Origin of the sequence: Paenimyroides tangerinum, assembly GCF_003865405.1 — a bacterium.
In the GTDB taxonomy this organism is placed as follows: domain Bacteria; phylum Bacteroidota; class Bacteroidia; order Flavobacteriales; family Flavobacteriaceae; genus Flavobacterium; species Flavobacterium tangerinum.
In genome coordinates, this window is the sequence record NZ_RQVQ01000001.1 from 127013 (window position 1) to 142334 (window position 15322).

At 31.7% G+C, this 15322-nt stretch carries 10 protein-coding genes; all 10 read right to left on the reverse strand.

Translation table 11 applies throughout. The annotated features are described in order from the left end of the window. Positions 1-85: 85 nt before the first annotated feature. Positions 86-829 carry a deoxyribose-phosphate aldolase gene (deoC, locus tag EG240_RS00565; RefSeq protein ID WP_125016330.1) on the reverse strand — a complete coding sequence of 248 codons (744 nt, stop codon included), beginning with the start codon at positions 827-829 and terminating at the stop codon, positions 86-88. A gap of 43 nt (positions 830-872) precedes the next feature. Further along, on the reverse strand, positions 873-1178 hold the full coding sequence (locus EG240_RS00570) for a VanZ family protein (RefSeq protein WP_125016332.1): 306 nt from the start codon (positions 1176-1178) through the stop codon (positions 873-875). Between the two features lie 55 nt (positions 1179-1233). Continuing rightward, positions 1234-1614 (reverse strand): glycine cleavage system protein GcvH, encoded by a 381-nt coding sequence (gene gcvH / locus EG240_RS00575; protein WP_125016334.1) that lies wholly within the window; start codon positions 1612-1614, stop codon positions 1234-1236. Between the two features lie 59 nt (positions 1615-1673). Beyond that, a complete protein-coding gene (gene sov, locus EG240_RS00580; protein WP_449580051.1) occupies positions 1674-8936 on the reverse strand; it encodes a T9SS outer membrane translocon Sov/SprA in 7263 nt (2420 codons plus the stop codon). Positions 8937-8966: 30 nt separating this feature from the next. After that, the gene (gene ruvA / locus EG240_RS00585; RefSeq protein WP_125016339.1) at positions 8967-9548 is read right to left on the reverse strand and encodes a Holliday junction branch migration protein RuvA; all 582 of its coding nucleotides are present in this window, start codon (positions 9546-9548) and stop codon (positions 8967-8969) included. Between the two features lie 92 nt (positions 9549-9640). Further along, positions 9641-11920, reverse strand: coding sequence for an NADP-dependent malic enzyme (locus EG240_RS00590; RefSeq protein ID WP_125016340.1), 2280 nt, complete (start codon positions 11918-11920; stop codon positions 9641-9643). Between the two features lie 70 nt (positions 11921-11990). Continuing rightward, a complete protein-coding gene (gene queG, locus EG240_RS00595) occupies positions 11991-12920 on the reverse strand; it encodes a tRNA epoxyqueuosine(34) reductase QueG (protein WP_125016342.1) in 930 nt (309 codons plus the stop codon). Then, positions 12921-13943 carry a Holliday junction branch migration DNA helicase RuvB gene (ruvB, locus tag EG240_RS00600; RefSeq protein WP_125016345.1) on the reverse strand — a complete coding sequence of 341 codons (1023 nt, stop codon included), beginning with the start codon at positions 13941-13943 and terminating at the stop codon, positions 12921-12923. It lies immediately after the preceding gene. 534 nt (positions 13944-14477) lie between these two features. Beyond that, positions 14478-14918, reverse strand: coding sequence for a hypothetical protein (locus EG240_RS00605; protein ID WP_125016347.1), 441 nt, complete (start codon positions 14916-14918; stop codon positions 14478-14480). A gap of 187 nt (positions 14919-15105) precedes the next feature. Continuing rightward, a complete protein-coding gene (locus tag EG240_RS00610) occupies positions 15106-15291 on the reverse strand; it encodes a hypothetical protein (RefSeq protein ID WP_125016349.1) in 186 nt (61 codons plus the stop codon). Positions 15292-15322: the final 31 nt, after the last annotated feature.

A 15322-nucleotide genomic window follows, 5' to 3' on the forward strand; every position in this document is an offset into this window, starting at 1 on the left:
TATTTTGTAATTTTTAACGGTGTGCAAATATACTTTAAAAAATTGGTAAACGCCACAATTCGTTAAATAAGTAACTGTTAAACTTCTAATAATTACTATTTCCTGTTTGTCCAAATAAAATCGCTTTTTGAGAAGATGTTCCAATTCGTTTTACACCTAATTTAATCATATCAATTGCTTCTTGCGTTGTACGAACTCCACCAGCTGCTTTCACAGGCAAAGGCGTTGCGTTTTCTAACATCAAAATAATAGAATGAATCGTTGCTCCGTTTGGTTCACCATTGGGAGTTTTAAAAAATCCAGTCGATGATTTTACAAAAACATTTTCGTAATCTTTTTCTTTGAAGTTTGAAATTACAATTCGTTTTATCAAAGTTGTTAATTGAATAATTTCTTTATCCGATAAAGCAGCTGCTTCAATAATCCATTTTACGACTTTATGATTCGATAATCCTAATTTCGTTCCTTCCAAAATTTCTTCTGAAACCTTATCGATTTCTCCATTTTTAAAAGCATGATAATCCACGACAAAATCCAAATCATCTGCACCTAAATCAATCGCATTTTGAGCTTCTTTCAATTTCAGTTCTAATCCGCCATTCCCAAAAGGAAAATCGATAACTGTACCGACTTGTACTTTTGAATTTGCTTTTGATAACATTTCTTTTGCTAGCGTAATGTAATTATTACGAATCATAACCAATTTGTAGTTATCCACAATTGCATCTTCGATTAATTCAATCACATTTTGAGTTGTCTCGTTTTCGGATAAACCGCTATCTTCTGGAGTTTTTAGATAAGTTGCATCTAAATATGTATTCAATTTCATTTTATTACAATTAAAAAACCTCACTAAGTTAGTGAGGTTTTTATTATTTTGAAATTAATTTACTGATTAATATTCCGGTTAAAATTCCTGAGCAGTTAGAAACTACATCTAAAAATTCTCCTGAGCGTGATTTGGTAAAATATTCTTGAAGGATTTCAATCAAAATACCAAATACACTACCAAAAATAAAAATAAGTAAAGCGTATTTTTTAAATGAATTAGGTTGATTTTTCTTTACTAAACTCCACATCCAAAAAAAAGAAAGTAAAGTATAAAGTGCATAATGAACTATTTTATCAATATTCGGAATCTTTATTTGTTGAACTTCTTTAATATTAGAGAAACTCATCAAGCAAAGAATTGGTATTAATATGGTCCAAAAAATTGCAAATCCAATTCTAAATTTACGCTCCAATTAATTCTTTGTATTGTTCGTCAGATAATAATGAATCTACTTGTGCTAAATCAGAAACTTTGATTTTAATCATCCATCCTTTTCCGTAAGCATCTGTGTTTACTAATTCTGGTTGTGTTTCTAACTCTTCGTTGAATTCGATAATTTCACCTCCTAATGGTAAAAATAAATCAGAAACTGTTTTTACTGCCTCAACTGTTCCAAAAACTTCATCTTGATCTAAAGTTTGGTCTAAAGTTTCAACTTCAACATAAACAATGTCTCCTAATTCTTTTTGTGCGAAATCTGTAATTCCAACAGTTGCAACATCTCCTTCAATACTTACCCACTCGTGGTCTTTTGTGTACTTTAAATTAGCTGGTATATTCATTTTTTAATTTGTTTTTTACAAATGTATAACTTTATTGATAATTCAAAAATTTTTAGGCTTTAATTTCCGAAATTATAACGAATTCTAAATCCTGCTCTAATATTGGTTACTGGGAAAGCTGTAGAAATAACTGCCTTAGAAAAATCATGACTATAATAAAATGCACCTACAATATTTTTTGTGAACTGATAATCAGCAGTTGCATCAATTGTCCATCGATCTGTACCAGCACCAATAATATTATTTTCGTAATCTAAATAACGAATAATTGTTGTTGATTGTCTCCAAGTAAAATCAAATTTCACATTCAAGTCACTCACAATTGTACCTCCGTTTGGAGCTCCCTCTATATCTGTATTGAAACGAACATCTTTGACTCTGAATCCAACTCCTAGAACGTAATCATTTCCTTGAACTTCTGTTAATAAATTATTATCAAAACTCATCGAAAGTAAACGATCTCTATTTATAGAAGCATTGAACTTGAACATAGATTTTGTCTGAAAATCAATTCCAATCAATGGTCTAAATTGTTCCGTTAAATTAATATTTCCAACAACTGTTTCAGACGGATAATTCCCCATCGTATTTAACACATCACGATTTACTTGGAATTCATAATTTGTTTGGAACGAGTTTACAGTATAGTTCGATTGATAAGCATGCTTCATCGTAAAGTTTGTAAAACGTTCTTTGAACCATTGCAAACGAACAAGTCCTGAATAATTCACATCCCAGTTTGGAAGAGGAAAATCTCTAAAAATTCCTTTTTTGACTGTACTTGCATCTCCACCTGTATAAGCTGATAAAAATGCTGGAATTAAAACTTCTTGATTCGTTCTACCATAACCGACTGGATAACCATATTGATCTATATTCGCAGGATTTGTCAAATCAATTCCTCTATCAGTAGCTAAACGATTTGCAACGATTTTTCTATTTGCTCTAAACGTATTGAATGTCTCAGAGAAATCAACTGTACTTTTATTAAAAGCTGTTTTAATTAAAATCGTTGAAATTCCAAAATTACCAAATTCATAAGGTGAACGAGAATTATACAATCCATCTTGAACATCGAATTGTTCGTTTAAACTTTTCGAATATTGTCTATCTCCTCTTAATGTAATCGTTAAGTTAGGAATCGGACGAATATCAGCATTATATTGTAAACGTTTTGTATTCACACGACTGAATTCTTGATTGAATTCTGGATAAATACTTAAATAACCTCTTCTTGCAGCTTCATATCGAACATCGGCTTGGCTACCAAAAATGAATCCCATTGTTGGTTTTGTTGAACCAAAGAAACCTAAACCTGGTAAGAATCCAGGAAGCGCTGTACCGTTTGTTTCGTTATAATCTACTCTAATTTTCTTAATTGAAGTTGCGATTCCAATTAACGCATCTGTAAATTCATTCGATTTAGATTCTTCAGGTTTCTTCGCAATTTGATTTCTCTCAATTTTTTCACCTGGTTTTGGAGCAGCTTGTTTTGTGTCTGCTTTCTTTTTACGTTGTGAACTCGGAACCAAACCAACATCTTTATACAATTTTTCAAATGATAAAGTTGTACTTAAACGATGTGTATTTGCATTCTGAATCGTATTTCCTAATTGATAATTTATACCTTCAAAATCTACATTCGAAAATGCATCAGAAGAACGTTGCCAACTATAATCTCCCGTATAAGCATAATCTGATTCTACAAATGATAAATAAGGAATTTTGTTAATTGGTAATTTGTAATTCAGTTTAAACTGTTGCATTCTTGCATTTGCTTCCCCAACTTCAAAATACCCATCCCAAACATCTAAATCATTATTTACAACATTGAACTCGTTCATGTAATTACGAACAATATTGTTTACAGAAACTGCATATCCTAAACTTAATGATTTAGTCAAATTAAAATTGAAACCATAGTTGTAGTTAAAATTATAATTTCTTCTATACAATGGTTTAATTGCAATTCCTTCTACTTCTAACGAACGGTATTTCTGACGATTGAATTGACGTAAAACATTTGTATTAAATGTAATATTTGTCGGTAATAAATTCAGATTGAAATCTGTTAATAATTTCAAACTTTGTTTACTTTTTATATCCTTAGAATTTTTGAAAGGTTCAATATTCATTGGTTTAAAAGAGAAAGCATAATCTAAAGTTGTTCTAGTTTGCTTGTCTAAAACACTTTCGATTTCATAATTATGTTGCTCTAAAACATTATACGATTGAGACAAAGAGAAGTTTTCTATATCGTAGAATCTCTGTTCTTGTCCTTCACTTCTTTGTTTTCTAACACCAATTAAATTTACACTTGTACGTTTTGTATAATCAATTGCACGTTCTTTAATCTGATTTTTCTCTTCGCGTGTTGCAGCCTGATCCATCATATCTTTTAAACGAACATCCGGATTATTTGGATCATATTCTGGAGTAATTGTAGCTTCAGAAATCGCATAACTAAACGGAATATTCAAATTCCATTTTTTAGGTAACAATTGATTTACGTTAACAGCTGTTGCAATATTATATTGAAAAACATCTTCACGACTTCTTTCTTGTGGACCTTGTTCAATTGAACCAAATCCAATAGTAGATTTCATTGCTGAAGCATTTATACTTGCAAAATCCGCAATCTTAGCGTCGATTGTTGATACAGCTGCCCAACCTGCTTTTTTATCCATATCGGACAAACGCAATTCGTTGAACCAAACATCACCACGAATATCTCTTGGAGTTCCCGTATTTGCGTATAAAATATCCGTATTATTTCGAACACCTAACATCATATTACGAACCAATCCAAAGTTTGGATTTCCTTTTACTCCAATTCGCAGTTTATTAATTTTTGTTGCTAAAGAAGGATCAAGCTCCATTTCATCTTTGAAATAAATGTAGCGTGGATCATAATTCGCATCTCTATTTTTTAAGTTTTTTAATTTCGTTAATAAATCTAATTGAACCTCAATCTCATTTGCTAATTTCCAAATCTCGTTTGGATCTGTTGTATTCCATTCTGTAACTTTTAATGGAATTTCAACTTGATAAAAGTTTTCTGTAAAATCATTTCCAAATCGAATAAACGCAACCATCTCATCATCTTTCAATCGATCAGAAGCAGTTGGCGATTCTAAAGATTCGGCATGTAAAAACATACGTAATTTTTTATATTGACGCATATCAACATTAACCGATTTGAAAACCGCACGCGAATCTCCAGGCTCTAAACCATTAGTTGAAGTTACATTTTGGCTTTGTCTATAAACACGTAACGACAACGATTGCTCATTTTGATTTACTATCGTATTATTCTGATTTACACGTTCACGAACTAATCCAGGAGGAAGTACATACGGAATTGGTTCACGAGCAAAATTCTCAATAATGTTCAATGTTGTTACATCGAAACCTGTATTTGTTCCTAAAGGAGTAATGGTTGGATCTTCAACTAATGATTCTTGATAACGTCTCCAATCACTACGAACTAAATTTAAACTACCAAAACGAAGCGTAACTTCATCTGTAAATCCAGTCACGAACATACGCATAAAACGAATCGATTGTAAATCTGAAATCGCTCCAACGGCAAACTCTGGTAAATCTGAAATCGGTACTTTATATTGAACCCATTTCACAGGAGTTGTTCCTCCATTTGGTAACTGCGCAGTTGTTGTTTGAACATCTACAACATAATTTTGTCCAAGTACTGGATTTGGAGTAATTGGAACTTTATATTGAAAATATGCATTGATCGTATTCATGGTATTATCACCATCAATATCTTCAACGTCTGGAAGATTCTTCGCACCACGATCATTATCAGAAAAACTTACAGGCGAGTTTCCTTGTAATCCATTAAAATTTTTATAACGTTGTAAAACATTTCCTGTTGCATTTAGAAAGTATTCGTAGTTATCCGCAGATGGATCGCCGTATTGAGCGAATTGCGGAAATTGAGCTGCTTCTTCTCCATCCAAAATTCCATCTAATCCAGAATCTTGAATAACACGATTTGCCGGATCAGTATCAAACGCATACAATAAAGCAGTTGACGCTGGTACTTTTCCCCAAATTGTACTTAAAGTCGATCCTTGACCAGTTGCTCCTGGTAAACCATTTTCATATTGTTTCAATCCATCTTGAAGAATATCTTCAGAAATATAACCTAAGTTCAAATTTAATTCTCCAACATTAGTCATATCAGCTACATCATTTGGATTTCCAGTAAATGGATCCAACATCCAAAATTCTACATATTCAATATTTGAACGTTCGAAATTTGAAGTTGAAATAGCGCGCATGATTCCACCCCAATGATCTTGTGGATTTGCAAATGAATTGCTTGCTAAGTATTGTGGATTGAAATTATATGGTCCACGTTCTTTTGGATAATAAGTTAAATCTAAAGTATTAATCGTTAAATTTTCACCATTAGCAACATCCATTGTAGGAAACAATTCTTCTTTATAAATTCTTCTTGTTCGGTTTGAAGAAACATCATTTTCAGTAACTCCATCAGGACGACGTGAAGATGAATGGAAAACTTGATCAATATTATACCAAGATAATTTTGATCTTTTATAACCAGAAGATAAATCCGTTTGATCAGCACCAAATCCAATTGGCACACTCGAAAGGAACCATGAATTTGCAGATGAAATATCAATATTTGTACGAGTTGCTTCAAAATCATCTACATAAGAAGTCGCTTCCCCATTCATTTGATCTACTTTTGAATTTCCTGGAATTAAGTAAGCAAGTTCTGTCTTGAAACTAATATTCGATGGTACATCAGTATCGATATTTGGTAATTTATTTACCCAACGTGTAAGGAAAGGAGCTTCTGAATTGTAATTAAAATTCAAACCAAGCATGGTATTATTTACCGATTCTTGTCCATATGAAGATTTAATTGTCAAAGGTGTTTCTGATAATCTCAAGAAAGTAGCACCTAATGAAACATCTTTGTTGAAAGTATGTTCAACATGAGCACCGAAGAACGTTCTACGATTCATGCTCATCATATTATTATTTTCAACAGTTACGTTAATTGGTGTATTAGATTGTGCTAATGACGGATCTAGAATATCCACACGTCCTGATGAATAATCTACCGTATAATCAGAACCTTCCATTAAAGTTCTTCCACCAGCAGTAACCACGACAGAACCTTGAGGGACATTCATTCCAATATTAATACCTCCGTTTTCACTACGGAATTTACCTTTTACTTGGAATTTATTTTTTGACGCATCTTGAATCGCTTTTGAATACGATTGACGATATAAATTTTTATAAACGTATTTCTTTTGATTCTCGTTATATGACGCATCGATTTCGTAATCTTCTCCTGCGTTTACAGACAGTTTATTAAACAAGTAATCTCCAAATGGTTCAACACTTGTAAACATAATCAATCCTCTTTCAGAGTCAATCGTAATCCCTTGAATTGTATTTGTATTCTGAGATCCAGATTGATTTGAATATGGATTCGAATTAGCTTGATTTGCAAACGGATCAGCAACTGCTGACGAAACAAAATCGAAGAATCCATCTCCACCTAATTCTGGGTCATTAGTAGAATTTAATCGATCTAAATTAAATACATTTAATAAAGGCGTATTAGCAACATCTTCAGGTAATGGAGTTGCCCCAACTGGTGTAATATAATTTAAAGGTGATGGATCCGTATAAAGAATGTTTAATCTAAAACCTTCTTGTGTAATATTTTGAGCACCTGGTAAAAGGTAAACGTTTTTCATCATCAAATCCCAAACAGGTTCTTCAGTTGAAGTTAAACTACTTTTCAGAAGTTTTAAAATCAAACTTTGAGAAGTTGGAACATCTTGACCGTTTTGATCTTGACCAACAACTGTTGCATCAATTCCATCTGTACCAAATTCCCCAACACGATAAATTTTTTCACCAATCGTATATTCATAGGCTACAGCGATTACTTCATCATTAGACATTCTTTGATTTAACGAAATGTATCCTAACTGCGGATGAAATTTAAATTCTGAAGGAGAAAGTTTTCTTGCATTTTCCAATTTCACAAAATCCCTTCCTTCTGTAACTGGAATATTAAAACCAGAAGCAGCTGTATTTATATCTCGAATACCAGGATTTAAAAAATTTGTACCAATATTCCCCGGATCAAATTGGTTATTGGCATTATTTGTTGGTGTATTAGTTGGCGCTATTAAGAAATTAGGATATAAATTCAAATCAATTCCAATACTACGATCAGCAGGAACATTTGAAAGACGTGTTTCTCCTAAATCTTGTAAACCAAGAATATTTCTAAAGTTATTGTCTTTGTTAGCAATACGATTTTGTTTATTAGTAATCCAAACTTCAACACGTGTAATACGTGTACGACTGTTTACATACGGATAGTTTACTAAAGCTTCATCATAACGATCTCTAAAATATTGAGATAAAAAGAAGTGGCGATCGGCATCGTAATCCAACGCAAAAAAATCATAATCTGTAACTAAACCACCACCTTCTGTTGTAATGGTTCTTGATTCTGAATTTTGTTTTGAGAAAATACCTGTAACTCTTGTTTTACCAAATTGTAATTCTGTTTTAACACCAAATAAACTTTGAGCACCTCTAATTAATGAGTTATTAATTGGCATAGAAACATTACCAACTTCAATTTTTTGAAGAATATCGTCTTCTTCTGGAGTATAATCCAGTTTAATCATTTGTTGCTGAATTCCAAAAGTAGCTTCGGTATCGTAATTGATATTAACATCCAATTTTGTCCCAACTTTTCCTTGCATACTCAATGTGATTTTCTGATCAAAATCCATGGTAAAAGTACGTCGGTTTCTAGGAGAAATTAACGGATTATCTTGTTTTGTATAACGAACTCCTAAATCAACTTCAACAGTACCCAAAGGTTTAATATCTATTGTATTACTTCCGAAAATAGATTCGAATAATTTAGAATTCACATAATATCTTGGTAAAAGATCTTTCTTTTCTTCATCTGTAGCCGTTCCATCGATTGCAGCTTGTTTCTTTTGAAAATATTCAAGCATGGTTTTACGCATCACTAAATTCGAATATTCTTCGCGAGTCAAAAACATTGGATATTGCATATCAAATCCATCAATTGTTCGTGTATAAACATAACGATCAGTCAATGGATCATAAGTATAAGCTTCGATTATACCGTTTACATCTTCAATTTTTATGTTACCGATAAGATTAGAATTTTTGTCATCTTCATTCTCTTCGGTAACGACTTGAGCACTCGTTTGGAACGAAATCCAAAACAAAGCAATAAGCCATAGATATTTTTTTATAAATATTTTTTGTGGTAACGCCTTCAAATTCTATAAGTTTTTTAAAGCCAGTTTAATAATCATTTCAACAGAAGCATCGGGAGTTTGTTCAACGATTTTCTTCACAATTTTTTCTGAAGATTTTCTCACAAATCCAAGAACTTCTAAAGCAGATAACGCTTCTTCTGAATTTGTATTGTGGTAAGGAACAGATAAATCTTCAATATTGAACAATTTAATAACTTTTTCTTGTAATTCAATAATTAATCTTTGGGCTGTTTTTACACCAATCCCTTTAATTGATTGAATTGTTTTTAAATCATTCGAAGCAATTGCACTCATCAATTCTTTAGGATTTGTATGCGAAAGCATGTTACGAGCCGTATTTCCACCAATACCAGAAACAGAAATTAATAACTTAAAAATTTCTTTTTCTACTTTGTCTGCAAATCCATATAATGTTTGTGAATCTTCTTTAACTTGAAAATAAGTATGAAGGATAATATTTTCGGAGGTAGGTAATTGTGCATAGGTATGCAATGAAATATGAATATGGTATCCTACTCCATTACAATCAATAACAACATCTGTGGGTGATTTCTCAACCAATCTTCCTTTTATAAAAGCAATCATAACTCTATTTTTTCTTCAAAAATAGAAAATTTTATTAACACTTTTATAACATTTTAAAACTCTTTAGAAGATTGGTTGAAAGAATCTACTATTTATTTTTTTCTTTTTTTCTTTTCTTGAGCATCCACAACAGCTACAGCAGTCATATTAACCATTTCATCAACACTTGCTCCTAACTGAAAAACGTGAACGGCTTCATCTAATCCTAAAATAATTGGACCAATAGAAGTTGCTCCATTTAATTCTTTTAGCATTTTATATGTTGAATTGGCAGCATCTAAATTAGGGAATAAAAGCGTATTTACTTTTTTACCAACCAATTTAGAAAAAGGAAAACGCTCTTTTAGCATTTCTTGATTTAAAGCAAAATCCATTTGAATTTCTCCATCAACAATCATGTCAGGATGATTTTTGTGAAGATATTCAACAGCTTGTCTCATTTTTTTAGGTGATTCTTCTTTAGACGAACCAAAGTTTCCAAACGAAACCATTGCCATAATTGGTTCCATTCCAAACATTTTCACGGTACGATCTGTCATCAAAGCAATCTTAGCTAATTCTTCAGCCGAAGGATTAGGATTAATTGCTGTATCTGCCAAAAACATAGGTCCGCGTTTGGTCATCATTAAGTTAGTTGTTGCAACTTTAGAAACACCAGGCATTTTAGGAATCATCTGTAAAATAGGTTTGATTGCTGTTGGATAACTACGAGAATACCCAGAAAGCATTGCATCTGCTTCACCTTGAGTAATCATCATTGAAGCAAAATAACTACGCTCTCGCATCATCTTTTCAGCATCCAATAAAGTTACACCTCTACGTTCATTCTTCTCCCAAAAAGTAGTCGCAAAACGAGTTCTACGTTCAGCTTCTTCTTTTGTTTTGGGATCAATAATTTCAACATCTGCATCGAAACCAATTTCTTCTTTAAGTTCTAAAATAATTTCTTTATTACCTAACAAAACCGGAATTGCAATTCCTTCTTCATGAGCAATCTGAGCTGCTTTTAAAACGTTTAATTGATCTGCTTCTGTATAAATAACACGCTTAGGTTCTGTTTTTGCACGGTTGATTAACAAACGTACCATCTTATTGTCGTTACCCATTCGTGTAACTAATTCTTCACGATATTTATCCCAATCGGTAATTGGAGCAGTTGCAACTCCTGAATCCATTGCAGCTTTTGCTACTGCTGGAGGAACTTCAGTAATCAAACGAGGATCAAATGGTTTTGGTAAAATATAATCTTTTCCAAAAACTAATTTCTTCTCTCCGTAAGCGATATTCACTTGCTCAGGAACCGATTCTTTAGCTAATTTAGCCAAAGCATGAACCGCTGCCATTTTCATCTCTTCGTTGATTTTAGTTGCACGAACATCTAAAGCTCCACGGAAAATGAATGGAAATCCAAGAACATTATTCACTTGGTTTGGTTTGTCTGAACGCCCTGTAGCCATGATGATATCTTCACGAGTTGCAACTGCCAATTCGTAATCAATTTCCGGAACCGGATTTGCCATTGCAAATACAATCGGATTTAAATTCATGGTTAACAACATTTCTGGAGTTAAAACATTTGGAGCCGATAAACCTAAGAAAACATCACAACCTTTCATTGCTTCAGCTAAAGTCATGCCTTGAACATCTTTTGCATATTGCATTTGTACAGGAAGTAAATCAGTTCGATTGGTATGAAGTACACCATCTTTATCAAACATAATTATGTTTTCAACTTTAACTCCTAACAATAAATATAAATTAGAACAAGCCAAAGCTGCAGAACCAGCACCTGAAACCACTAATTTGATTTCATCGATTTTTTTGTCAGATAATTCTAATGCGTTTAATAAAGCAGCAGCAGAAATGATTGCAGTTCCATGCTGATCATCATGCATTACAGGAATGTTTAACTCTTCTTTTAAACGTCTTTCGATTTCAAAAGATTCTGGAGCTTTAATATCTTCAAGATTAATTCCTCCGAAAGTTGGAGCTATATTTTTTACAGTTTCAACAAATTTATCAATATCTTTTGTATCAACTTCAATATCAAAAACATCGATATCTGCAAAGATTTTAAATAATAAACCTTTCCCTTCCATCACAGGTTTAGAAGCTTCTGGACCGATATCACCCAATCCTAAAACAGCTGTTCCGTTTGATATTACAGCAACTAAATTTCCCTTAGCTGTGTATTTATAAACATTCTCAACATTCTTTGCAATCTCTAAACAAGGTTCTGCAACACCAGGAGAATATGCCAATGATAAATCTCTCTGAGATGCGTAAGGTTTTGTAGGTACAACAGCAATTTTACCTGGAGTTGGTTTTGCGTGATAAAGAAGTGCTTCTCTACGTTTAGTGTCTTTATGCATAATTTTTTAGTTTCTATTACAAACAAATATACCATTTACAGACCACTAGAAAAAAAATAAAAAGTTTTTTTTATTTCACTTCTTTAATAAATTCGATATTTTTTACCAAACCTTCAAATTTGATTCGTTTAACTGCCGATTTTTTAAAAACTTTATTATATATTTCTTTATTTAACGCATTCCAATCTTGTTTCGTCAACTCTAAAAGATTTGCTCTAGGTTCAAACAAAGGTTCGTTATGTGGTTTTGAAAACCGATTCCATGGACAAACATCCTGACAAACATCGCATCCATACATCCAATCATCAAGTTTACCTTTCATTTCTTTAGGAATTTGATTTTGAAGTTCAATTGTAAAATAAGAAATACATTTACTGCCATTAACCACATAAGGTTGCTCAATTGCTTGTGTTGGACAAGCATCAATACAAGCTGTACAAGAACCACAATGATCTGTTACAATAGTATCGTAATCTAAATCTAAATCGCAAATAATTTCGGCAATAAAAAAGAAAGAGCCTGTTTTTTTAGAAATCAAATTGGTGTTTTTACCCATCCAACCCAATCCACTTTTAACCGCCCAAGCTTTGTCTAAAACAGGTGCCGAATCAATAAAAATTTCAGAATTGATTTCTCCGATATTATTTCGAATAAAAGCGGTTAACTCACTCATACGTTTTTTTATCACTCCGTGATAATCTCTTCCGTATGCATATTTTGAGAGTTTATACGAATCTTCAACTTGAAATTGAGATGGATAATAATTCATCAAAAGTGAGATAACTGTTTTTGCTCCATCAACCAACAATCTGGGATCTAAACGTTTGTCGAAATAATTTTCCATATAAATCATTTCTCCATGCATATTGTTTGACAACCATTTTTCTAAACGAGGTGCTTCGGATTCTAAAAACTCAGCTTTAGATATACCACAAGAAAGGAAGCCTAATCGCTCGGCTTCCTTCTTTATCATTTGAGTATGTTTTGTACGATTTTGCATTTAGAATAATCCTCCTTGAACGTTTGGTTTTTGTCTATCTAAATGTTTATAAGCCTTTTCAGTAACTTCACGACCACGAGGCGTTCTAAAAATAAATCCTTCTTGAATTAAAAAAGGTTCATATACTTCTTCGATGGTTTCGGCATTTTCAGAAACTGCAGTTGCCAAAGTAGATAATCCAACTGGTCCACCTTTAAATTTATCAATTATTGTAGAAAGAATTTTATTATCCATTTCATCTAATCCATATTTATCAACATGTAATGCGTTTAATGCAAAACGAGCAATTTCGATATCGATTTTACCATTTCCTTTAATTTGTGCAAAATCACGAACACGACGCAAAAGCGCATTTGCAATACGAGGTGTTCCACGACTACGACCCGCGATTTCGATTGCAGATTCTAACGTAATTGGAACTCCTAAAATAGATGAACTTCTTTCAACAATTGTACTTAAAAGTTCTGTATTGTAATATTGTAATCGGCTTTGAATTCCAAAACGAGCACGCATTGGAGCTGTTAATAATCCTGAACGAGTCGTTGCACCAACTAATGTAAACGGATTTAGATGAATTTGAACTGAACGTGCATTGGGTCCAGATTCAATCATAATATCGATTTTAAAATCTTCCATTGCTGAATATAAATATTCTTCTACAACAGGACTCAGTCGGTGAATCTCGTCAATAAAAAGAACATCACGTTCTTCTAAATTAGTTAGCAAACCAGCTAAATCTCCTGGTTTATCTAAAACAGGTCCAGAAGTAATTTTAATTCCAACATTTAATTCCGCTGCTAAAATATTAGCAAGCGTAGTTTTTCCTAGTCCAGGAGGACCGTGAAACAAAGTGTGATCTAATGCTTCGTTACGTAAATTAGCAGCCTTTACAAAGATTTGCAAATTTTCTAAAACTTGGTCTTGACCTGTAAAATCGTCAAAACTAAGCGGACGTAATTTTTTTTCCACATCGTTTTCCTCTGGTGTGAAATGTGCATTTGTTGGATTTAAATTCTGATTCATTTCGCAAAGATAAACTTTTTTGGAATTAAGAGATAGATGATAGTATGTAGATTTGATATTTGAAAAATTCTCAAATATTCTTAATCGAATTTTTAAAATATTTAATTGACATTAAAATAAATGGACTTAAAAAACAAGCAATTACTAACATTAAAAAAAAAGACCTACTAAATAATTCAATTGTAGAAAAAACAACTCCAATAAATAGAGAAAAAAGAATATAAAACAAAGTGTTTGCAATTGCTAATCTAAAAACTACAGATCGAATATTTAGATAAGTATAAAAATGTTTTATACATAAAACCCAAAATAGAAGATATAAAAGGAAACGTATCAAGAATATTTCTTTTGTATGCAAAAAAGCTTTATTCATTTGTAAAAATGAAATTGAATTATCAATGTAATATTGAATTTGTAAAAAAATAATAAAATAAAATGCTCTATCAACATTAATGATATTCCAATGCTTATGATATTTAGTAAATATTTCAATTGCACATAATTTATTAATAGCGAGTTACAGTAAATAAAAAATTAAAGTCTAATATTACCATCAACAGAAACGATGTCAAAATAGGATAAATCAACTCTAAAATAATTGTTTTTTAAAATTGGTTCTAATCTTGTAATTCCGTAACTGTCAGTCGGTAAATGAGTCTTGACTTTGAACTTCATTGTATCTAATTTATTTTCTAGAATTATTGAATTATGGTTATAAAGAACCCAACCACAATTGTTATCAGACCAGTAACCAATAATTTCTTCTGCAATAGGGTCGAAATTATCGATAGAAATTTTCACGTAATTTCCTTTAGATAAATCAAAATTATCTCCAGAAATTATATAACGGATTTTATTCGGTTTATCCGTAATAATAGAAATACAACATTCTTTATTCTTCGAATAAATTTGAAATTTTTCTTGACTACAACTGACAAAAAATACACTAAATAAAACAAGAAAAAAAATCTTCATAAAATAATTTAAAATCAAAAATAACAAAAAAGTCCCACACTAAAAGTGCAGGACTTTAATTTTTATCAAACAAAGAGCTTACTTTTTATAATCCGTACGTTGTCTTTTTTTAATGGTTTTACAAACATTAAAAATTACATTAATAATGATAGATTACAGCTGTAACTCAAGTTTTGATGCATTTACATTATTTATCTTCAAAAAATGTCATACTTAAAATAAAAATTCCTACGAAAGCTAACACATAAAAATAAATATAAAATTTCATTTCAGCAGCAAATCCAGGTCCATCTCTAAACTTAGGAATTCTTTGTATAATTATACCTATTAAACCTATAACTAAAAATATAGTACCAACCAAAATCCTCTCCATACTATTTTATTTTCATATTTATTTAATCTTC